Consider the following 21,406-nt stretch of genomic DNA (forward strand, 5'->3'; position numbering starts at 1 on the left):
CCCCTTCATTAATTTATTCTTTGAGTTAATGGTGTAATATCCAGTTTGAGTACTTGAGTAGGTGTTAGATTGCCATTATGATCTTCGATCGGACCGAAGTAGATACATTGACCTTTTCTAAGTTGTATTAAATCTTGTTCCATTCGTTTACGTTCTTGGGGATCCTTAGAAAGGCTATTTGCAACAAAAGATAATTCCTGTTCAGGTTGTGCAAAATAGATTTTTTGTGATGCATTTTGCAAACGAGCAATTTCACCTTGATCTAATTGAGATTTCAAAAATTGGGTTGCGAACCAGCCAGAAATACCGAATTTTCTACCCTCAGTTAACATTTTAGTGGTTGGAGAGCCTTCTCTATGATCAAGATTTTGTGCTTCATCAAGTACAATTGGAAACGGAACATCCTTTGTTCCATTTTGTAACGAGTAGTTCCAGATATCCCATAGTAAAAATTCCGTAAGAATCTGTTGAATGTCTGTTGGGTAACCAACGAGTTGAATAATAAGCACTTTTCCTTTAGCTTCAATTAGATCATTCCAATTGAACGTTTGGTTAGAATCAAATGGAGCCCGATCAATTAAAGGTTTGATTTGAGATAGAGCTGTTTTTGCTGAAGGTGAAGGATCTTTCTCTAGTAGTTCTTTTAATAACTCTAAGTCGAATGAATCTCCGTATTTTTCTACCCCTATTTTTGTAACCTCATAAATGCTATTTAGCTGTTGAATCCCTAAACCAGAGTACACTTTAGAAAATACATTTTTAACACGCTCCGCAATATCAGTGGAGCTCTCTGGAAGTAAGAAGCCACCAATATCACGTACATTACTCTTGAATGGATTAATCGGAAGCTTTTGTTGGTAAACAACGCGCTGCTCTAATTTATTTCCTAAAGCGTTAACGAATTCTGGTTCAAGTTGGTTCGGCAAGAAGCCATTCGTATAATCAATAATTAGATTAGAAATACCTAGCTTAGATTGTTCCAAGAGTAAACATTGAATAAGATAAGTTTTTCCCTGACCTGACATGCCTGAAATGAGTAAATGCCGATTTGCAAGTTGGGAATGCTCATATTCCCAATAAATCTTTTTAGTAGAGTTAGATAAAGTTCCAACTAAAATTCTAGCTTTATCCCTATCCCTATTGGATTCTACATTTTCGGTTGATTGATTAGTCGAACTTAAAGCAACTTGTCGTACCTCTGTGTTAGGCTTGTAAGAATCATATTCTCTACTGTCTTCAGCTGCAATATTGTGACTGGATTGACTGACGGACTCGGCCTCCTCATATACAGATTGTTCGTCTATCGTAGTGTTTGTATCTTTTATTAACTCAATGATTGCTGGATCTTCATACACACGCTCAGCTTCACTGACAATCGTTGGAATATCTGAATTATCATTTGTCACCGCAACTTGAGAAAGAGATTCAATTAATTGTTGTTCTTGAATTACATTTTGATTGGTTTCATTAATTTCAAGTCGATCTGAGACGTTAGATTTTGCGATATAAATATTACTTATTAATTCTTCAGTCGGAAAATCACTATTACCATTTTGAATCCATGCAACTAGTTCATCCATTGACTTAGTTAGTCCAATATATCCATCGGTTTCACTAAAATTCAAGTGTAAGATATCGTTTTCGAATAATGAATTTCGTACATAGGAATTTTGTTTGAATGAAAGTACAGTACCTTTCCCGATGAACGAATTAAGATCTGTTGAAATAGTAAAATCATTATTTTTAAGTTTTTGAATGATAGAATCATTAAGTGAATATTGTTGATTACTGTTCCAGAAATTACTTTCAATTAGTTTTTTTGAATTGACAATAACTAATTGAGCAAAGAAAAATTTGAAGTATTTACTGTTAAAACTATCTTCAGTTAATGAAGAAAACATAATATCGCTAGTAACAGAGATTTGTTTTTTAGCCTTATTAATGACGGAACTTGAATTCAAACCAATTTTCACTTCAACAGGATTAAAGTGTAACTTTAGCTGATTAGGATGAGCTTCAACACCAATTAGAAGTAAATCGTCAGATGCACTTGTTGACGTATTTAAGTTAAATAATCCTTTTGATTTCGTTAGACCAGATATTCCAGCAATACGTAAAATTTCTTCTAAAGATATAGGGATCCATGTAATATTTGGATGATAAAAATATGCAAGTGTATATTTGATCGCAGAGATAATACTAAGTTTCTCGCGATCATAATGACCAGAACTTCCAACTATTTTCAGTAACCATTCACCATTGAAAACATTAAATGATTGAATGATGGATGGAATTGTTCTTGAATCGATTTCAATATCTTTAGACACAAGAATATCTCGAATCACTTTATGGTATTGGTCAGCTTGCTGAGTAACAGTAATGGCGTCATACTTACTAGAATCGGAATGTTGATCGTTATAATGTATAACGGTTAACTTAGACTGATTCTGGAAATAGGATAGATCTAGTTTAGAATCAACAATTGTGACCCAGTTAGATGCTTGATAGATTGATTCTAGTAATTGTTCATCTTGTTTGGTAGTACGTGTAACGATCGTTTCACCTTTTCTATAGTTATCACTCGCATCGTTTTTCATATTACGTGATAATTCATTACAATAATAAGCAGTATTAATAAGTAAATCTTGTTTATTAAATAATAAATTGCCTATTCCAAATCCATTTCGGTAATCTTCCTCAGTTGATAGATAAGGTACAGTAGAGTAAAGACCACTTAATGTGATACCAGACTGAAGATGAGACATTAAGTTAGATGCATCAGACTCAACACCATTAATATTATAAAATGTAATGTGACTATAATTAAATTCACTGTCCATAGTATGTCTGTAGTAAGTGATATCCCGTTGAATTAAATTTACTATTTCTTCACATGAATAATCAGCAATTACTTTTTGGAATTCTTTTTCACTAAGAAGATCAAATAATTTATCATTGTTCATATCATCTATGAAACTAGAGCTAGCATTAGATTGATAGAAAGAGATACGAATTTTAATTGATTTATTCAATCCATTCTTCGCGACATATGCAATAAACCATCTATAGATACCTTTAACAACTTCTTTATCATTATTAATGTTAATAATATTGATTAACAATGGAGATTGAGCAGATGCCGTGAATAAATACCTAAAATGCTTATGGAACTGATTTAATTTATCGTACACGATTGTAGCAAGATACTTACTTGAATCATGCAATGATATTTTTTCAATCGGTTGGTATTTAATCCATTCAGGCATATCGAATGAATCATCTACTCGATATAACTTATTGTGTACATATATATACGGTAATAGTCCATAAGGCGTCAAACGTTTGATAATATTGTCATCGATATCCTCACCAGCAACTTCATCGAACAATTTTAATTGATAGGCTACGATGAGTGGATGAAATGGTGTAAGATAAAAGTCATTCGAACTTTCAACTGTACCAAGTAAGAATAAATCTTTACCTTTCTGTCCCGCCGGAGAAGAATCACTGAGGTTATTAATTTCAAAATTATACTGTTGTACATACTCCATTGCACTTTTTCTTAATTCATCGCTTTGATAAACCATTAGAGAAGGTAGTGTTTTTTCAATGTTTACTCTATTAATGAATTTACTGTATAATGCTTTCATTTCAAGCGAGAGGCTTAATGATATTTCCTCCAGTGCATTATCATTATCAACTCTAGCAGCCATATAACCATTATCGACCCATAACTTTTCATACTGAATAAACATGGATTCTTCTTCATAAAGTGAGTTTTCACGATTACCTTGAATTATCTTGTTATTGTCAAAACTTGGATAGTAGTAACAATACTTATGTTTAAGTTTTTCTTTTCGAATAACCGTCATTTTCAATGGCGTCACGTGTACTGATTCACGTTTTACTTTGCATGGAAGAGTACATTGCTCCTCGATAAAGTTAAGGTTAAAAATTAACTCATCATTATCGTTATAGCAAGTATCTAATGGTGTAACTCTAAAATAACTACCTTGATAAATATCTACTCGTTCTTCACTATTGTTAAGTTCTGTTATTTGTGGTGAGTCATTCTCATCACCAAAGTATAGTGATTCTGTTTCAATTGGCAATCTTAAAAACACAGAACGACTTGAAATATCTACTTGGTAGTTTGTTAAATACTTAGAAAAATACATTGATTTAACGGGTAGTATTAAAATATTAAATTCACAACTTAAAGTAGTTTTATCCTCATGTTTATAAATATACTTTAATGCTGAAAGTCCATTTGATTGAGAAGTAATTTCCAAATTGATAATGTTTTTTGTGATTTTCATGATGCAGTCACAGTTAAAACTTTGCTTGATTTTAGAGAAGCTTCTTTCTAATTTACTAATGTTGCTGGAAACATCAAATTCTAAACCTAAAGTAATAGGCTCTTTTGAATTTGAAAAAATGATGACGTGACGTTTTCTTAAACCTCCCGCAGTATGATCTGAGGTAGGACGCTCCCAGATGATATCGGTAGACGTACTAATGATTCTAGAAAACTTTACTTGTGAATGCTTGTTCTGCTTGTTAAAGTTTTCATTCATAGTGTAGATCTTTGAAAAATTGAATCCTGTCCAATCATTTTTCTTGATTTCTTCAATATCTTTAGGAAGAAATTTTTTTTCAAAGATACTATAATCTCCAGTCAACTGAGCACGTTCATCATGTTTTTGTATGTATTGAAATAAGTCTTTGTTAGCTTGTAGTCGTTCTCTCATAGCTTTACCACGATAACTTTCTAGATCGGTATCAAAGAATAAACCTAACTGTTTATAGTTTTCGGGTAACAAGCCATTATTTTCGACGATCTTAAATATGTCGATAAAATCGTGAAATGTAATTTGCTGGAATGATTGTTCAAACTGAATATCACTCATCCGTTGAAATAAAATCTCTTTTTCAGAAATAGATAATGTACTATTTTGAATTTTTTCATGCAAAGTAGAAATAATAGAGTCAACGTGTAATGGCATTCCTTCAATTTGTAGATTTTTACTTCCGTTTGTAATTGATTCTAGGGAGGACTGAACAATACTAAGTAGCATCGTATTGTTCCATACCCCTTGTTGCTCACCTGTCTGGTTACGGAGCATAACTAAATAATCAGCTGTAACCGTATCATTTGTAGCAGCTATGACTAATTTAATTTGGTTATCTAACAAGATGGAGAATGTTTGGTACTGATCTGTACTTTGTTCATGTGAGAATGTAAAGGTTTCGATACGATTTGAACCAGTGGTTTGTAGAGATTGTAATAACAAATCGATTTCTTCTTGCGATTCAAGTTGTAAATAAAAACGATCCCCTGGATAAAAAGTATGTTCGTCAAAATAGTTAAGAATTAATTCAGCTATATTATTATAGGATTGGTTTAACATATTGAGCATCTCCACTATCACTTTTTTTATCGATCAAATTTAGTTTTGTTAATATTTCCCGTACATGAAGTTTGGAATGTTTATCTAAAAATACCCCTCTTTTTTCGAGCGATTGGTAGAGGTTAGATAAAGGGGTTCTTTCATTTTTAATAGATACAGCGATTAACAATAATAAATGTTCTTGACTTAATGAAAGAACTGTTCCTAACGAACGACCATTTTTTGTAAAGGTGTTACGACCAACATGCAGTGCATTTTCTTTATAGCGCTTAATGTTGTCCATATTCATACCAATCTTAATACATTCAAATAAACTTTTTATTAATGCTTGTAAGGAGTCAGCGTTAATATTAACTTGTTTTGCATTTGAAAAGATGTGCTGATACTCTTTAATCCAAGCGTGTATACTATTTTTTAGTTCTTGATCATATTCCAAGTCTTTGAAATCAGCATAAGTTAAAATTGGATATTGATATTCATCTTCATAGTCTGGCAGTTGCATATGACTTAGTTGGTAAATCGTATGAATATGAGAGAACAAATAAGTATATTGTTCTTTTAATAGTAGATGACTTTCTCTTACAACATCACGATTTTTATTGAGTTTTTCAGATTCAATACAGAAGTAAACTGGAGAAATCGTATTATAGTCAGCATTAGTAAACTGATTAAATTTAATAACTAATTGATTAATATACATGAATGAGTAATAATGCGGGTAGCGTCAAGAATTTTGTGTAAATAAAAATAACCTTTACTTGTAGCAGTTGAATTACGTGTTGCTTTTGAACATGGCTTGTAGTTCTGCACGAGCTTGGTCAAAGCCAATATGACATCTTGTAGCAAAGCGTTGGTTATAGCCTTCGAACTGTGAAACTAAAAATTTCTCTAGTGCTTCTTCGTGAGGAAATTGTTCTTTCCGTTTCGTGTATTTCTTGATCTGCTTGTTAAAAGATTCAATAAGATTCGTAGAGTAAATGCTTCTCCAAATCGACTGTGGAAAGCTGTAAAACGTGAAGATATACGGATTCTCCACTAAAGCTTTCGTTGCTTTAGGATAAGCAGTTTTCCACTTATCACAGAAACGTTCTAGCGCTTCACGACCAGCTTGCTCATCCTTTGCGCGGTATATTGTTTTGAAATCATCACAGATCTCAGCACGATCAGACACACGCACTTTATGAGCAAGATTGCGAGCAAGATGAACACAGCAGGTTTGGTATTTGGCACTTGGAAAGACCTCGAAAATGGCATCAACCATACCTTTTAACCCATCAGAAATAAAGAGTAGCACTTCTTCTGTGCCTCTTTCTCGAAGGTCTTGCAGAAGCTCTTTCCATACGTAGGCAGACTCAGTTGGAGCGATGGCATAGCTAAGCACCTCCTTAGAACCGTCTTCACGAATGCCTACAGCTAGGTAAACGGCTTCTTTCGAAACAGTCTCACGCTTTACAGCAATGTAGGTTGCATCCAAATAGACACAGACATAGCGCTGGGCTAATGGGCGCTTTAGGAACGCATCAACATGCTCTACCATCACTTGCGTCATGTTAGATATGGTTTGTGGTGTGTAATGATGCCCATACATTTTCTCGATCAGATCAGCGATTTCAGTCATGGTTACGCCCTTTTGGAACATATGAATGACAAACGATTCTAACGTGTCGTTGGATCGCTTGTAGGGCGCTACGGTCTGCTGCTTGAACTCTCCATTACGATCACGAGGGATTTGAAGGTGCAGATCGCCGTATTCCGTATGGAGCGTACGTGTATAGCTGCCGTTACGAGAATTGCCTGTATTGAAGCCTGCACGATCATACTTTTCGTAATCTAGGAAGGCGGTTAACTCGGTTGTTAACAAGTGATTCATCGCTCTTTCGAGGTGAATACGAAAAATTTCAGTCACATCTTGTTTTGTAACTAGAGCTTGGACTAAATCTGTTGTAAAATGATTCATAGGGAAGACCTCTCTCTGTGAATTTTGTGTGGTAACTCAATTCTACAAGAAAAGGTCTTCCTTTTGCATTTATTCATTTACACATAATATTTTATACTCTCAAAATACCGTGTCAAATGCGAACTAATCTATTGATTAATTAACTTTCAAATTATACAATTATCGCTAGATACATAGAGAAATGGGGATCTATTATGGAAATCTCGGTAAATCGAGATAATTTTTCGATATTAGAAAGCTTCGCATCACCTACTCGAATTCGTATTATTGAGCTATTAAACGAACAACCGATGAATATTCGCGCCTTATCCGAGGCGCTAGAGATAAAACCACCGATCGTTACACGTCATATTCAAATGCTTGAAAAGGCTGGTATTGTTCGCAGCGAGCTGATCGCAGGTAAGAGAGGACAGCAGAAGCTGTGCTACTTGCAGCTTGATCAGATGGTATTGAATTTTAAATGCCAGCATGGTGATAGGAAGCAACAGCTGCAAAAATATGAAGTTATGATTCCTATTGGTATGTATTCAGACTATAATATTGAGCCTTCTTGCGGTCTTGCTTCAGAGCAGAGCATGCTCGGTATGTGTGATGATCCTAGGTATTTCGGAGATCCTGTTCATCGTGATGCGCATGTTTTGTGGTTTAGCAGCGGCTATATTGAATACCGTATACCTAATTTTATGCTGTACAGTGAGCAGGCGAGTGCGCTTGAGGTATCTTTAGAGATTTGCTCCCAAACACCATGCTCTTCGACACATTTGCAGCCCTCTGACATTGTATTTAGCTTCAATGGAATCGATGTTGCTGCGTGGACGTTCCCAGGAAAGATAGGGAAGGGTAGGGCTATCTTCACTCCACAGTGGTGGCATAAGGATATTCAGCATGGTGTATTGAAGCATATTCGTATCAATGAGCAAGGGACGTATATTGACGGTGTACAGGTATCTAATGTAACGATAGATGCGTTATCATTATGTGCCGATGAAGAGATCGTTATGCGAATTAGTAGTCGTAGCGATGCGAAGCATTGTGGCGGGGTTACACTGTTTGGCAGCGGCTTCGGCAATTACAATCAGGATATAAGCTGCCAAATCGTATGCAAGTAGTTGCGGCTATGGAGTGATTGCTCTTATAACAATAACTCCATAGCACTGCGCTCTTTATCCGCTATGTCCAGTAGAAGGGCAGATGCTTGTACTAGCTCCTGTTGATCTCCTGTTCTGCCCGCACGATCAATTAAATTTGAGACATTTACCCACAGTGGGGCGATTTCTGAAAACATGCGGTGAGCTTGTTCGATTCTCGGTTCTTCCAATTGATCGGCGCATTCTCGCAAAAAATCTCGGAACAGATTTCGAAATAAAGCCCCGCCAGTTCCTGCTCGCTCCATCAGTAATGCGGTTAAGCACAAATCATGCTCGAAATTGTTACTGCGGGAAGGCCACTTCAATATTTCTTTGCTCATTTTAACAATGCCTTTATTGCCGATATTACGAATAGGTGGGTTCAAATAGTCATGTGCATTGTTAGATAACGCCTTGCGAATAGCGGGAATAAGTGGTGGTAATTTCTTGATTGCTTCGATCGTAAAGGAACGATTCCGCGAGCTCATCGATCCCTTTGCATTTCTTGCAGCAGCTAAACTAGTCAATTGCGTTTTCACCTGTCCACCTTGTTGCCTGGTGTCGGCCATGTAGGCGAACTCATCATCGAAGCCGTACATGACTGCATAATGACCAGCAAAATGTACTTTGTTCGTAAAATAATCTAAGTAGTAGGAATCTAATTTCAGTGCAACGGGAGTTCCTTTTTCAATGCAAAGCCGTACGTTCTTCCAAGCCTTATCGACGGACGATGTTTCTAGCGTGTTGACAGTTAAGCCAATGCGATTGGCAAGGTTAGCGCTCAATACATCTGTTTTTATTCTTCCACCGATAAATGGAAACTCCATTCCCTTCGAGTCCCAATATATAAATCCAAGACCTTGCCCAAGACCAAACAGCATTGGTTCAGACAATTGAATACCTACATGCTGCAGTAGATTGCCCATGGCAGTTGTCTCGCAATGCTCGCCTTCATATGCAACAAAATTTTCAATAATGGTCGTCATATATTCCGTTCTCCTCCAACAATTCATTAATAAGATAGTTTAACGTTCATATACTGCGTAGGAGATTTGCCGACAGCGGCCTTGAAATCCTTGCTAAAATGGGCTTGATCGAAATAGCCGAGATCCATGGCCAATTGAGTCAAATCCATTCCACGTTCTATCCGGTCGATCGCCTCATGCATGCGATAGCGCCGAATGACCCATTTAGGGCTCACTCCTATATATTGATTGAACCAGCGCTGCAATGTTCTTTTAGGTATGTCAAACTGCTCAACTAATTGTTCGACCTTGGTAATCTCCGTATTATGAATAATTTCATCAATTACTTCATTAAGTAAATCGACCGTTGCATTATAATCAGGCTTGCTTTGTCGTAATAGCTTTTCGACAAGCAGAATCTTTTCTTCTTCGCGCTCTAGCGAAAATAATTCTTCTTCGAACGCTTTAACATTTAGCGTAAAGTAGTCAGAGATGTTAACGGTTTGATCTGTAAGAGTAGAGACAGGTGCTTGAACATAACAATGAAAAGCCCCAGGTCTAAAGAGCACACCTACAATTTGTCCTTCCCCCTGAAGCACATTTATAGATTTTCTGCTTTCAATGCCACGTATATACGAATGTCCACGCTGAAAGACGACGTTTACCCCTGGATGCTGCAAAACCTCTTGAGAATAAGGGGGATGCTCTCGTAAATCCCATGTGATTAGCCAATAATGCTGAATAAAGAACGAAAGATCGTTAGACGGAGCATGTCGTGAAATTGAAAACTTATGCATACCCGTATCAAAATTTAAGATTCCCATATTCGGATTGCGAAGTTGATTATTCATTGGTTCCACCCCTGAAACATTATGGTTGGCGCGATTTTACAATCATTAGCATATCCGGCATGCTATGATCTCACCATAAACTAAAATGATTACTAAAGGAATAGCTATGGGAGGAATATTTCGTGAAATTAGAGTATGTATTTTATATCGGTACAAGTCCTGAGCAGGTGTGGGATGTCTTAGTCAATCCAGAGAAATCGATAAAAGCATTTTTGGGTGGAGCCATCCGTTCAACATTTCAGGTGGGCGAGGACATTGAATTTGTAGGACCAGGCGCCCATGGTGATGACACGGTACATATTTATGGGAAGCTCCTTCAATATGAGCCAAACCGAGTGCTGAGCTATACAGATCATCCTGGTCCATCTCATTATGCCGAGCATGCACAGATGGAAAGCCGAGTCATCTTATCGTTGGAACGAGTAGGGGGCTGCACCAAACTACACCTTATTAATGATCAATGGACAGAGAATAACCCGTTATTCCAAAAGACAGAGCAATACTGGTGGATGATTCTTTGTAATATTAAGACAATGGCGGAAGCTGGAAAGCCTTTAGATTTTGGATTTTAGCAATAGATTGGTATAGCATCTTAATCGTGTGTTCCGATTCACCGAGACTAGGTTGATTCTAACTGAATCAGCCTTTTTTGCAGTGTGCCCAGCATGGGCGCTATCTCTAGGGTTCAAGTCCCGAATGGTGAAGGCAGTAGTAGCCATAGCTTAAGGCAAGGGTGTCCATCGCGAGGTGGAATCTGAAGGAAGCCAGCGGCAAATCTCCGGTCTGAGGGACACGAACTTCATACAAGGCTAGCGTACGTTGGATGAGGTTGCTGCACAAACTGAAGTCCATACTGCCGAAGGCGTACGAGAGTAAATGAAGCAGATAGATGGAGAGGAAGATAGCGTTCTTACCTGGGGAGATCTGTGCGGAATGCGAAGTGAACTTCGTAACCTTGCCCACGAGGGCGAGCTGAACGTACAGAAGTCAGCAGAGGTCATAGTACGCAGGCTGTTGCAACAGCTAGCGGAAGGACCGAACATGGAATAGGAATGAAGAATCTTGGCGTTCGAGGATGGGCGATGAAAGCAGACAATCCGAAAGGACTTATCTGAGGAAAGTAGCGGTGAATACGCGAGGGTACTCGGAAGGGCAGAGCTCATCAGCGGCACAAAGAGAAAGAATCATTCACGCAAGGGAGTTGTATCTAAGGATGATCGAAGAAATACTGTCACGAGAAAATATGCTATCGGCGCTAGCGAGGGTCGAAGCGAATAAAGGAAGCCACGGCGTAGATGGCATGTCGGTAAAAGATTTACGCAGACACCTCGTACAACATTGGCAAACCATTCGCGAAAGCATAAAGAAAGGAGCCTATGAACCGAGCCCAGTCCGTCGGGTCGAAATCCCGAAACCGAACGGTGGAACTCGGCTCTTAGGCATACCTACGGTGACAGATCGCCTCATTCAACAAGCAATCATCCAAGTATTAACGCCTGTATTTGACCCAACGTTTTCCGAGCAAAGTTATGGATTTCGCCCACAACGGCGAGGGCATGATGCGGTAAGGAAAGCACGAAGCTACATGGAAGAGGGATACCGCATTGTGGTAGACATTGACATGGAGAAATTCTTCGACCGAATCCATCACGACCGCTTAATGGCAAAGCTGGCGGAACGAGTGACAGACAAAATGGTGCTGAAACTTATTCGCGGCTATCTGCAAGCGGGAGTAATGGAAGGAGGTCTCGTTCAAGCGACAACGGAAGGGGCTCCGCAAGGAGGTCCACTTAGTCCGCTATTATCGAACATCGTCCTAGACGAGTTAGATAAGGAACTGGAAAAGAGGAACCTTCGTTTCGTGAGATATGCCGACGACTGCAACATCTATGTGAAAACGTGGAAGGCAGGACAACGAGTGATGAGCTCCATTACTGCATTCATCGAAGGAAAACTGAAGTTGAAAGTTAACCGAGAGAAAAGCGCGGTTGACCGTCCATGGAGGCGTAAATTTCTAGGTTTCACGTTCAGCTGGGAGAAGAAAAATCCGCGAATAAAGATCGCAAAGCTATCACTAGATCGAGTGAAAGCAAAGATTAAAGCGATCACCTCTCGGAGTAAGCCAATCCCGATCGAACTACGAATAAAGGAACTTAATCAATATCTCACAGGCTGGTGCGGTTATTATGCATTAGCCGATACGAAAAGTGTGTTCCAAGCGTTGGACGAATGGATAAGAAGAAGGCTTCGAATGTGTATATGGAAAGAATGGAAGCAGCCGAAGACAAAGGTCAGAAAACTGCTGTCGTTAGGCGTTTCGAAACAAAAGGCACATGAATGGGGAAATTCGAGGAAGAAACACTGGCGAATTGCATGTAGTCCGATTCTTCATCGGTCAATGAACAACCAATATTGGTCATCTCTTGGACTGAGAAGTTTAACGGACAGATACAGTCTTTTGCGGAATATGACATGAACCGCCGTGTACCGAACGGTATGCACGGTGGTGTGAGAGGACGGGGGCTAGCCGCCCCCTCCTACTCGATTGCTATTAAGGATCTATAAGGATTTTCTTAGTTTAATGTTTCGTTTTGAAATAGACACCTCTCTAGTTTTATGACAGTATGGAAAATAGAAAAGAGGATATTTATTGTAGATTAGAAAGGAAGCTGGATTATGATTATAGCCCTGATCTTATTATCCACTGCATTATTAGCTCAGACGGTATATTTTCTTTACTATAAAAATCAGATAAAAGATATCGGTAATCAGTTATCTTTTATTTCTAAGCATGATTCTTTCAAATTTGTCCATATACAAGTCAGACCTAAAGAAATTTATCAACTAGTCGATATTTGCAACAGCTTGTTAAGAGGTCAGAGGGAATTAAACCAGCAATTTATTAAAAAAAATGAAGAAATTAATACGACCATTATAAGCTTGTCTCATGACATAAGAACGCCATTGACATCACTTGGCGGTTATCTTCAAATGGCTGAAAGTACACAATCTTTAACGGAAAAATCGCGTTACATCGGGCTAGCTCAAACTAGAATGAAGCAAATGGTCACATTGGTAGATGAATTATTCTTTTATACAAAACTTCAAAACCCGGAATTCGTTTTAGAGTTAGATTCATTGGACGTAATAGATGTTTTGCAAAAGCGACTATTTTATTTTATTGATGAGTTTTCTCGTGGTGAGTCAGAGCCTGAATTGGAGTTGCCTGAATCGCCAATTTACATACTTAGTAATAGCAATGCGTTGGAAAGAATATTTGAAAATATTATTAAAAATTATTTCTTGCACGGTGACCGTGACCGTTCACTTTCCATTCGGTGTGAAAACGAGTCGGATAAGGTTGTTATTCACTTTACTAATCAATTGAAGCATTACCAGTCCATTCAAGCGGATAAAATTTTTACTCGTTTTTATAAAGAAGATCTTTCACGGAGCATACATTCTTCTGGGTTAGGACTTTTCATCGTGAAAACATTAATGGAGAAAATGGGTGGCAGTGTTCAGGTAAGCTTGGAAGGGAAGCAATTTTGTTTAAGTATAACTTTTGTGAAGGCTGAGAAGGAGAAGGAATATGTATGAGTTCAAGGTGCAGCCGCACCAAATTCTAATTGTTGAAGATGACGAGCATATCAACAATATTATTAAGGATGTTCTTCAAAAAGAGAATTTACGATGCACACAGGCATACTCCGGTACCGAAGCCAAGCTCATTGCAGCACGCGATCAATTTCAGCTGATTATTTTGGATCTTATGCTTCCTGGACTGTCTGGGGAAGGCTTTATGCAGTATTTGAGGGATGAACTGAAGTGCGATACGCCGGTCATCGTGTTATCGGCCAAAGATCAATTAGATCAAAAGCTGAATTTATTCGAGTTAGGTGCAGTAGATTATGTTACAAAGCCGTTTGAAGTGAAGGAGCTGCTTGCAAGAATCAATGTACATTTACATAGAAACACAAAAACGGAAAGCTCTGATCATTATCGTCACAAAAATCTTATCCTAAATTGTACCACTCGAAGTGTCGTCGTTAATCAAACCGAGCTTAATGTAACAAGGCAGGAATATCGAATTATTGAGCTATTGCTGAAAAACCCTTCTCGCATATTTACGAAGCAGGATTTGTACGAGCTCGGCTGGGACGATATGTATATGGGAGAGGACAAGACTATTACTGTTCACATCAGCAATATTCGCAAAAAAATTAAAATGTATGATGATCAAACTTATATTGATACCGTCTGGGGAATTGGTTTTAGATTAAGTCCATAAAACTTTGAACTTTCTTTACCTTTTCTGAGAGATATATTGGCATTTAGTTTGTAGACTATGTCTAACGGGAGGTGTCAAATATGACGAGCACAATCATAGAAGTTAGACAGCTTACAAAAAAGTTTAAGGCGAAAACAGCGGTATATAACGCAGATTTCAAAATAGCGAGAGGTGAAATTTTCGGATTGATTGGTCAAAATGGAGCGGGTAAATCCACTTTGCTCAAAATGATTGGAGGGCTAATTCATTCCACCTCGGGTGAGATTTATTTCTTTGACCGCTCAGAATCAAAGGACCAGTCTTTTTTTGAGAGAATGGGGCTGCTAATTGAAAATCCGGGATTATATCCTCAGTACACCGCATATAAAACGCTGCAGCTATTAGCTATCGCTTATGGGCTCAAGAGCCCAAACCAATATATTATTGACTTGTTACGACTAGTAGGCCTTGATGCTTCTGATAAGACAAAGGTAAAAAACTATTCCATGGGGATGAAGCAGAAGCTAGGTATTGCCATTGCGTTGCTTGGAAGTCCAGACGTTTTAATATTAGATGAACCGATTAATGGTTTAGACCCGCAAGGTATCGTTGAGATGAGAAAGTTAATCCTAGAGTTGAATAAGACGGGGCTTACCATTATTATTTCTAGCCATATCTTAGAGGAATTATCGAAGATCGCGACAACATACGCCATCATCCATAAAGGTAAGATCATAGAAGTTATCTCTAAAGATGATTTACTGCTTAAGTGTGAGGAACGGATCGAGCTTGAAGTTGATCATGTTGAAGAGGTGTTGCCAGTTTTGGAACAGCAGCTGAACATAAGCAATTATAGAGTCATTGATCAACAGAATGTGCATATCTACGACTCCCATATTGAAAATCATCAAATCGTTCATCTACTTGCTAGAAATCAAAAGCTGGTGCATTCCATTGTTAAGTATAAGATGAGCTTGGAGCAATATTTTTTAGAATTGACAAAGAGTGCAGGTGAATTGCATGCTTAATATATTTAGGATGGACTTGCATCGTTTTATTACGAACAAAATCATGTATATACTGCTCTTGGTTTTTTGCGCGTTTCAGATTTTCGGAATATTTATGTTTAAGCAATATGCACAGCCAATTCAAGCTGGTGGAATAGATATTAGTAAAATGAATGAGAGTGAGTTTATTCAACACTTATTCTCGCAGCCACCCTCTTGGATATTGATCTATATCTTTGTATTCTGTGTATATTTCTATTTCAGTGAATATAATTCTGGTTTTTATAAAAATTATATTACGATGAAGAAGGCTCGAGTTTACTCGGTCGTTTCAAAAATTTTGGTTCAAGCTATTTTTACGGTCTTTATGATGGTTGCTATGGTTGTATCTGATTTGATCGGCAGGGGAATCTTTTTTGATAATACTTCGATAGGTGATCTGGGGTATTTTGCAAAATTATTGATCGGCTTGTTTTTACTCCTGTGGGCTTTTTCCATCTTAATCCTATGTACCTCCATATTCACTAGAAGCATGCTTGTAAGCTTTGGTATCGCGCTGGTCTTAGTACTGAATGTGGTTGGTATGATATTCGCTGTTTTAGAATCATTGCTGGACAACGTCTACTTGTCTCAATACTTGCTAGTTAGTACAATCTACAGCACATTTGATTATAATCATGGAAGGGATTTAATTCATATCGCTAGCGTAGCGACTGTGACACTCCTGCTGTTCGCTTTTATTGCTATTCGGTTAAAAATAAAAGAGGATCTGAGGTAAAACAGGAGGAGTAGCAATCGAACAACAATCCAACTCTACATGCAACAAGAAAACCACGCCAAATAGAGGTGTGGTTTTCTTGTTGATATGCACATACGAAACCTGTCCGGGATTACATTTTTTTACAGAATCTTTACTGCATGCCTATTGACTTGACTGCTACTTAGTAATACTATATAGTGGTAGTAAGTAATACTGAATACCTGTCATACAGAATAGTGAGGTGTAGATGCTGGATAACTTAACAGAAATGCTCAAAGGCGTACTTGAGGGCTGCGTACTTGAAATTATAAGCCGCGAAGAAACCTATGGCTATGAAATTACGCGGCAGCTTAACGCTCTTGGATTTCAAGATGTCGTGGAGGGAACGGTGTACACGATTCTAGTTCGTCTTGAAAAAAATAAGCTAGTAGAGATTAGCAAGAAGCCATCGGAAATGGGACCGCCTAGAAAGTTTTTTTCGCTCAACGAAGCGGGGCGTGAAGAACTGCAAAGGTTCTGGAGTAAATGGGAGTTTGTGTCATCCAAAATAAATGAGCTAAAGGAGCGGGAATAATAATGAGCTTTTGGGAAAAAGTCACAGGAAGTGACATAACTAAAGAAATGAAGGCATTTGAAACACGTGTCAAAAAGCTGCCAGCGGAATATCAAGCGGCATGGGAACAAATCAATACTCATCTATGGCAGCACTCTGATTTCACTGGTCGTAAGCTTATGCCGATCCTTGACGGTGTGCTTGGCCTGCTCGAAGAAACGGCGGCGGATGGTCAGCGTGTGCATGATGCTCTGGGTGACGATATTAAGGGCTTCTGTTCAGCGTTACTAGGCGTGGATGGTGTAAAGTCTTATCGCGATAAGTGGCGTGAGCAGTTGAACAATAATATCGCAAAAAAACTAGGTAAATAGGAGGGGTTAATATGAGCATACAAGATATGATACAAGGTAAAAAAGAGTGGCGCGCGCATATGGCGCGTGTCAAAGCACTTCCTGAAGATTATCGGTTTGTATATAAAGAGATTCAAAAATATTTCTTTAAGGTGGGACCAGTTGAATTAAACAACGGAATTGGTTTGCTCTCGGGGATTGTCGATTTATTTGAAGAAGGGGCTGCATTAGGGAAAGGTGTGCTTGAAGTGACGGGCAATGATGTAGCAGCTTTCTGTGACGATTTAATCAAAGATTCGAAGACCTACACTGATATCTATCAAGAATACGTTGATCAGGAAGTGAATAAGGCCATGAACAAGGTTAAGGGGAAAAGTAAGTAAATCGACCCTCGTAGGAAGGGCCGATGGTTATGTTTCACTCTATACTTGGTGCTCGAATTGCTTCGCATACAGCTGTGCGTATACACCGTCGCGTGCTAGCAGTGATTGGTGCGTACCCTGTTCTGCGATCCCGTCTTTCGTTAGTACGATAATTCGCCCAGCATTGCGAATCGTAGATAGGCGATGAGCAACAACGATCGTTGTCCGCCCTTTGGCCAGTATCTCTAGCGATTCCTTAACGATGCTCTCACTTTCATTATCTAGCGAACTGGTCGCTTCATCGAGAATGAGGCAAGGCGGATTCTTCAAAAATACACGAGCGATGCTTAGCCGCTGCTTCTGGCCCCCAGAGAGCTTCACGCCTCGTTGTCCGACCTCTGAATGGTAGCCATTAGGCAGACTCATGATAAAATCATGAGCGTTCGCTTGTTTTGCTGCGGCCATAATCTCTTCTTCGGTGGCGGAGGGGTTGCCGTAACGGATATTATCTATTACGGTTCCTGCAAATAAGTAGACGTCCTGCTGTACAACCCCAATAGATTGTCTTAACGAAGACAATTCAAGGTCACGAACATTGATCCCGTCCAGCAGTACTTCACCGTCGGTTACATCATAGAAGCGGGGGACAAGTGAGCACAGCGTTGTTTTCCCGATGCCAGACGGACCAACTAGCGCTACATACTCACCGGGCTGTATATGCAGCGACAGGTTTACTAGAACATCGTCCAAATGCTCCTCGTAGCGGAAGTAGACATTCTTGAATTCTATCTCCCCGCGTACTTCAGTCAAGTTTACTGTACTAGGCTTATTCTCGATTGCGGGCTTTAGGTTCATTATTTCCATAAAACGCTGGAAGCCTGTTACGCCTTCTTGTAGCTGACTACTCATGTGAGCCAATGCGCGTAAAGGCTCAGTCATAAATGTTATATAAAGCAAAAACGTAATCAGATCGGATAAATCTAGTGTCTGATTAATGATGTGTGTACTTCCGTAAATGATCACCGCAACGGTGATGAGGTGGATCAAAATTTGAAAGCCATTGTAGAATAGAGCTTCAGCCCAGTATGTCTTCTTGCGACTCTCTAGGAAACGTTCATTCTCTGCGTTAAACTTGTCGATCTCTATCTGCTCATTACTGAATGACTGCACGACTCGGATACCCGACAGACTATTCTCCACTTGCGCGTTAACATCTGAAATTCGTTCTTTGTTATGTCGCAGTGTTCTGTTCAGTCTCTTGTTAAATACCAGAGTGAAGACAGCTAGGATAGGCATAAAGCACAGAACAACGACGGCTAATGGTGCGTTAATCGAGAACAGGATGACGAATGCGCCAACCGAGCGAATGAAATATCTCATATAGTCTTCGGGACCGTGATGATACAGTTCAGAAAGCAGCAGCAAATCGTTCGTGATGCGAGACATGAGCTGGCCTACACGTTGCTTATCGTAGAAGCTGAAGGAGAGCTTCTGCATATGAGCAAACAGCTCACTGCGCAAATCCCGTTCCATGCGAGCGCCGAGTTCATGGCCTTTATAGTCGATGAAGTGGTTGCCTACTTTCTCGATGACGATCAGCAATACCATGAGACCGCCAATCCAGTACACTTGACTCAATGCGGTCGAAAGATCGCTTTCCAGGATGTTCTTCGTAACATGCCTGACGAGCAGCGGGAACACCAGACTAAGAGAGGATACCAATAAAACGCAAGCCATGATTCCAATAAACAATGATAAATAAGGCTTATAATAAGAAAGAAATCTTTTTACAGGAAATTGCATGGATCGTTAACCCCTTTTTGTGTTTTTAGACACATATAAGGGGGGCCGTTCACAAGTTAAGAGATCGTTCCACCCTTATATGCTTGTGCGGATACCATCATTTTTTTCATGTCAATTCCTCCTTATAGGTTAATACCACCATTATAGGCAATTGTGTACAGGGTGTATAGAAAAATAATCCAACAATTGAACACTTTATAGTAAATTCCAAGAGCGGGGTCAAACGCGTAAATCAATTATGATTTCATAGACATGGCAAGTCGTATCACCTGCTGTATAGGAGTTGCTGGGTTTTCCATTTGATTGACATCTCCAACAAAAAACATATCCTTTTCGGGATAGTAGAATGCTAAGGAACCTGTTGAACCAGAATGACCAATTAACTCGCCTTTCCCCGCAAAAAGAGTAGCAAGACCATTTAGTGGAATTCTCATATATCCAGCACCGTAATGTATGGGAAACATAGAAGCCTGCAGCCTGTTATTTACTTTTAGTTCATGAAAAACAGTACTATTAAATAACTTTCCTTTGAAGAAAGCCTTGATAAATACCATTAATTCACGAGCCGTAGAAACACAACCGCCACTTGCCCGAATGCTCCTAATTAATTTGGGACGGGAATAGGCAGTGTCCTTATAATAAACTTTCGGGATAAAATCATCCTCATTCGTTGGGAGATAAGTATTCTTGAGCTCTAAAGGGTCAAAAATTAATTGTCTATATACATCTTCCAATGGTGAATTAGTAACAATTTCAATGATTTCTCCGAGGATGTCAAAGTTTATATTGGCGTAATGAGCTCTTTTCCCCATACCTGGTGCAAAGTGTGGTTTTATTTCCTTCGTCTTAGTTATCGTTTCATCAAATTCAATGTACACATCATTAGAAAGAGCACGTAGCTTCGACTTATTGCTACCCTCTTCAATCGCATCCCTCAACCCACTTGTATGGCACAATAAGTTCGAGAGGGTAAGTCTATTAGAATAATCTTGACCTTTGTAGACGTGAAGGTTCTTTAATGTATCTTCTTTTAAATATTTTGTTAATGCATCGTTCAGTGAAAGTTTTCCTTGCTCTCTCAAAATAAAAATACAAGTGGTTGTGAGCAGCTTTGTAATACTTGCAATAAGGAATGGCGTATCTACATTCTTACCCCCGTATCCAATACTGTATGAAACATCTCCATTGGAGTTTTCTACGAGAAGAACTGATTCATGTATTTGCTTTTTCTTTGTAACCTTTTCGAAAATGTTTTGGAATTTTTGTTTTGAAATTTCCATATTCATGATTGCCTCCTATAGCGAGCAGCAACAATGAGATCTGATGCTGTGCTGTCCAGTAATTCTATGATTTGTTCTTCACTAACACTGTGCGGCAATAGTCCGTTTGCGACCATAACAGATAGACCTGTCTGAAATATTCTCATTTTTAACAGAATTAGCTTGAGTTCCTCGCTAGAAAGTCCCTCAAGATCCGCATCTTCCTTCATCATCTCTACAAGGTCGTTACCCATATTTTCATCATAATCTTGAAGATGGTCGTTAGGTCTCATTACGAGATCTCTGAATAGTACACTGTAATCCTTGGCAAATCGAACGCTAGCTACTCCAATATCGTGGAAAGGGTTCCCACTGTTAATTTCCGATAAATATTGCTTGCTGATCTCCGAAACCTTCTTCACAACCTCCTTTATTAACTCATTAATATCTGTGAAATTGACATAGATGGGAGCAATAGAGCTTCCCAATTGGTCTGCTACCTTACGGATCGTTATGCCCTGCAAGCCTTCAATGCATGCGATCTCAAAAGCGGCATCGATAATTTGTTCCTTCGTAAATTTGTTTTTTGGTGCCATAATGAGCTGCTCCTTTTATTGTAAATCACTTGATATATAACATATGATCTATATTGATGATTATACAATATTTTCCGATTGTGTAAAGGGGTTTTGGACGACGATCATGATTGTTTTTTTAGCAGTAGGTAAGAA

Annotated in this window: 19 protein-coding genes; 11 read left to right on the forward strand and 8 right to left on the reverse strand. The window is 38.8% G+C overall.

The features are described from left to right. Positions 1-8: 8 nt before the first annotated feature. The 3 genes from dptH to NSQ99_RS07805 form a co-directional block, all read right to left on the reverse strand. Positions 9-5,411 carry a DNA phosphorothioation-dependent restriction protein DptH gene (gene dptH, locus NSQ99_RS07795; protein ID WP_340836054.1) on the reverse strand — a complete coding sequence of 1,801 codons (5,403 nt, stop codon included), beginning with the start codon at positions 5,409-5,411 and terminating at the stop codon, positions 9-11. Beyond that, entirely contained in the window at positions 5,392-6,111 is a 720-nt protein-coding gene (dptG, locus tag NSQ99_RS07800; protein WP_340836055.1) for a DNA phosphorothioation-dependent restriction protein DptG, read from the reverse strand. The genes dptH and dptG overlap by 20 nt, the downstream gene beginning before the upstream one ends. Positions 6,112-6,183: 72 nt before the next feature. Next, complete coding sequence (locus tag NSQ99_RS07805; RefSeq protein WP_210178541.1) at positions 6,184-7,368, reverse strand: IS256 family transposase; 1,185 nt, start codon at positions 7,366-7,368, stop codon at positions 6,184-6,186. Positions 7,369-7,562: 194 nt separating this feature from the next. Between NSQ99_RS07805 and NSQ99_RS07810 the strand changes: the two genes are divergently transcribed. Beyond that, the gene (locus NSQ99_RS07810; protein WP_251670341.1) at positions 7,563-8,477 is read left to right on the forward strand and encodes an ArsR/SmtB family transcription factor; all 915 of its coding nucleotides are present in this window, start codon (positions 7,563-7,565) and stop codon (positions 8,475-8,477) included. Between the two features lie 23 nt (positions 8,478-8,500). On the opposite strand, the gene NSQ99_RS07815 is transcribed toward NSQ99_RS07810, so the two are convergent. Together NSQ99_RS07815 and NSQ99_RS07820 are read right to left on the reverse strand one after the other, a co-directional pair. Continuing rightward, positions 8,501-9,481, reverse strand: coding sequence for a BtrH N-terminal domain-containing protein (locus NSQ99_RS07815; RefSeq protein WP_340836058.1), 981 nt, complete (start codon positions 9,479-9,481; stop codon positions 8,501-8,503). 26 nt (positions 9,482-9,507) lie between these two features. Then, on the reverse strand, positions 9,508-10,311 hold the full coding sequence (locus NSQ99_RS07820; RefSeq protein ID WP_340836059.1) for a helix-turn-helix domain-containing protein: 804 nt from the start codon (positions 10,309-10,311) through the stop codon (positions 9,508-9,510). Between the two features lie 122 nt (positions 10,312-10,433). Between NSQ99_RS07820 and NSQ99_RS07825 the strand changes: the two genes are divergently transcribed. The 10 genes from NSQ99_RS07825 to NSQ99_RS07870 all read left to right on the forward strand — a co-directional run bounded on the left by NSQ99_RS07825 (position 10,434) and on the right by NSQ99_RS07870 (position 17,634). Further along, positions 10,434-10,883 (forward strand): SRPBCC domain-containing protein, encoded by a 450-nt coding sequence (locus NSQ99_RS07825; protein ID WP_340836061.1) that lies wholly within the window; start codon positions 10,434-10,436, stop codon positions 10,881-10,883. 304 nt (positions 10,884-11,187) lie between these two features. Then, the gene (locus NSQ99_RS07830) at positions 11,188-11,361 is read left to right on the forward strand and encodes a hypothetical protein (RefSeq protein WP_251671621.1); all 174 of its coding nucleotides are present in this window, start codon (positions 11,188-11,190) and stop codon (positions 11,359-11,361) included. Between the two features lie 163 nt (positions 11,362-11,524). Then, entirely contained in the window at positions 11,525-12,787 is a 1,263-nt protein-coding gene (gene ltrA / locus NSQ99_RS07835; protein WP_340836062.1) for a group II intron reverse transcriptase/maturase, read from the forward strand. Positions 12,788-12,987: 200 nt separating this feature from the next. Then, complete coding sequence (locus NSQ99_RS07840; protein WP_340836065.1) at positions 12,988-13,911, forward strand: sensor histidine kinase; 924 nt, start codon at positions 12,988-12,990, stop codon at positions 13,909-13,911. Then, on the forward strand, positions 13,904-14,602 hold the full coding sequence (locus NSQ99_RS07845; protein WP_340836067.1) for a response regulator transcription factor: 699 nt from the start codon (positions 13,904-13,906) through the stop codon (positions 14,600-14,602). Before NSQ99_RS07840 ends, NSQ99_RS07845 begins: the two co-directional genes overlap by 8 nt. Before the next feature lie 80 nt (positions 14,603-14,682). Beyond that, the gene (locus NSQ99_RS07850) at positions 14,683-15,609 is read left to right on the forward strand and encodes an ABC transporter ATP-binding protein (RefSeq protein ID WP_340836068.1); all 927 of its coding nucleotides are present in this window, start codon (positions 14,683-14,685) and stop codon (positions 15,607-15,609) included. Positions 15,610-15,652: 43 nt separating this feature from the next. Further along, entirely contained in the window at positions 15,653-16,366 is a 714-nt protein-coding gene (locus tag NSQ99_RS07855; RefSeq protein WP_340838759.1) for an ABC transporter permease, read from the forward strand. A 229-nt stretch (positions 16,367-16,595) separates the two neighbouring features. Then, positions 16,596-16,922 carry a PadR family transcriptional regulator gene (locus tag NSQ99_RS07860; protein WP_285855802.1) on the forward strand — a complete coding sequence of 109 codons (327 nt, stop codon included), beginning with the start codon at positions 16,596-16,598 and terminating at the stop codon, positions 16,920-16,922. Between the two features lie 2 nt (positions 16,923-16,924). Beyond that, positions 16,925-17,272, forward strand: a complete 348-nt coding sequence (locus NSQ99_RS07865) for a DUF1048 domain-containing protein (protein ID WP_251670371.1) — start codon at positions 16,925-16,927, stop codon at positions 17,270-17,272. Between the two features lie 11 nt (positions 17,273-17,283). Further along, on the forward strand, positions 17,284-17,634 hold the full coding sequence (locus tag NSQ99_RS07870; RefSeq protein ID WP_251670373.1) for a DUF1048 domain-containing protein: 351 nt from the start codon (positions 17,284-17,286) through the stop codon (positions 17,632-17,634). Positions 17,635-17,673: 39 nt separating this feature from the next. Here NSQ99_RS07870 and NSQ99_RS07875 read toward each other — a convergent pair whose 3' ends face one another. From NSQ99_RS07875 to NSQ99_RS07885, 3 genes are all read right to left on the reverse strand, one after another. Next, positions 17,674-19,416 carry an ABC transporter ATP-binding protein gene (locus tag NSQ99_RS07875; protein ID WP_340836071.1) on the reverse strand — a complete coding sequence of 581 codons (1,743 nt, stop codon included), beginning with the start codon at positions 19,414-19,416 and terminating at the stop codon, positions 17,674-17,676. 236 nt (positions 19,417-19,652) lie between these two features. After that, entirely contained in the window at positions 19,653-20,696 is a 1,044-nt protein-coding gene (locus NSQ99_RS07880; protein ID WP_340836072.1) for a serine hydrolase domain-containing protein, read from the reverse strand. A 2-nt stretch (positions 20,697-20,698) separates the two neighbouring features. Next, positions 20,699-21,271 carry a TetR/AcrR family transcriptional regulator gene (locus NSQ99_RS07885; protein ID WP_340836073.1) on the reverse strand — a complete coding sequence of 191 codons (573 nt, stop codon included), beginning with the start codon at positions 21,269-21,271 and terminating at the stop codon, positions 20,699-20,701. Positions 21,272-21,406: the final 135 nt, after the last annotated feature.

The sequence above is a fragment of the Paenibacillus sp. FSL W7-1287 genome, from assembly GCF_038004245.1.
Classification (GTDB): domain Bacteria; phylum Bacillota; class Bacilli; order Paenibacillales; family Paenibacillaceae; genus Pristimantibacillus; species Pristimantibacillus camelliae.

What these genes read in the sequence shown, in the direction of transcription:
- dptH (WP_340836054.1), bottom strand. Translation starts at nt 5,411, where the DNA reads ATGTTAAACCAATCCTATAATAATATAGCTGAATTAATTCTTAACTAT.
- dptG (WP_340836055.1), bottom strand. Translation starts at nt 6,111, where the DNA reads ATGTATATTAATCAATTAGTTATTAAATTTAATCAGTTTACTAATGCT.
- NSQ99_RS07805 (WP_210178541.1), bottom strand. Translation starts at nt 7,368, where the DNA reads ATGAATCATTTTACAACAGATTTAGTCCAAGCTCTAGTTACAAAACAA.
- NSQ99_RS07810 (WP_251670341.1), top strand. Translation starts at nt 7,563, where the DNA reads ATGGAAATCTCGGTAAATCGAGATAATTTTTCGATATTAGAAAGCTTC.
- NSQ99_RS07815 (WP_340836058.1), bottom strand. Translation starts at nt 9,481, where the DNA reads ATGACGACCATTATTGAAAATTTTGTTGCATATGAAGGCGAGCATTGC.
- NSQ99_RS07820 (WP_340836059.1), bottom strand. Translation starts at nt 10,311, where the DNA reads ATGAATAATCAACTTCGCAATCCGAATATGGGAATCTTAAATTTTGAT.
- NSQ99_RS07830 (WP_251671621.1), top strand. Translation starts at nt 11,188, where the DNA reads ATGAAGCAGATAGATGGAGAGGAAGATAGCGTTCTTACCTGGGGAGAT.
- ltrA (WP_340836062.1), top strand. Translation starts at nt 11,525, where the DNA reads ATGATCGAAGAAATACTGTCACGAGAAAATATGCTATCGGCGCTAGCG.
- NSQ99_RS07840 (WP_340836065.1), top strand. Translation starts at nt 12,988, where the DNA reads ATGATTATAGCCCTGATCTTATTATCCACTGCATTATTAGCTCAGACG.
- NSQ99_RS07845 (WP_340836067.1), top strand. Translation starts at nt 13,904, where the DNA reads ATGTATGAGTTCAAGGTGCAGCCGCACCAAATTCTAATTGTTGAAGAT.
- NSQ99_RS07850 (WP_340836068.1), top strand. Translation starts at nt 14,683, where the DNA reads ATGACGAGCACAATCATAGAAGTTAGACAGCTTACAAAAAAGTTTAAG.
- NSQ99_RS07855 (WP_340838759.1), top strand. Translation starts at nt 15,653, where the DNA reads ATGTATATACTGCTCTTGGTTTTTTGCGCGTTTCAGATTTTCGGAATA.
- NSQ99_RS07860 (WP_285855802.1), top strand. Translation starts at nt 16,596, where the DNA reads ATGCTGGATAACTTAACAGAAATGCTCAAAGGCGTACTTGAGGGCTGC.
- NSQ99_RS07865 (WP_251670371.1), top strand. Translation starts at nt 16,925, where the DNA reads ATGAGCTTTTGGGAAAAAGTCACAGGAAGTGACATAACTAAAGAAATG.
- NSQ99_RS07870 (WP_251670373.1), top strand. Translation starts at nt 17,284, where the DNA reads ATGAGCATACAAGATATGATACAAGGTAAAAAAGAGTGGCGCGCGCAT.
- NSQ99_RS07875 (WP_340836071.1), bottom strand. Translation starts at nt 19,416, where the DNA reads ATGCAATTTCCTGTAAAAAGATTTCTTTCTTATTATAAGCCTTATTTA.
- NSQ99_RS07880 (WP_340836072.1), bottom strand. Translation starts at nt 20,696, where the DNA reads ATGGAAATTTCAAAACAAAAATTCCAAAACATTTTCGAAAAGGTTACA.
- NSQ99_RS07885 (WP_340836073.1), bottom strand. Translation starts at nt 21,271, where the DNA reads ATGGCACCAAAAAACAAATTTACGAAGGAACAAATTATCGATGCCGCT.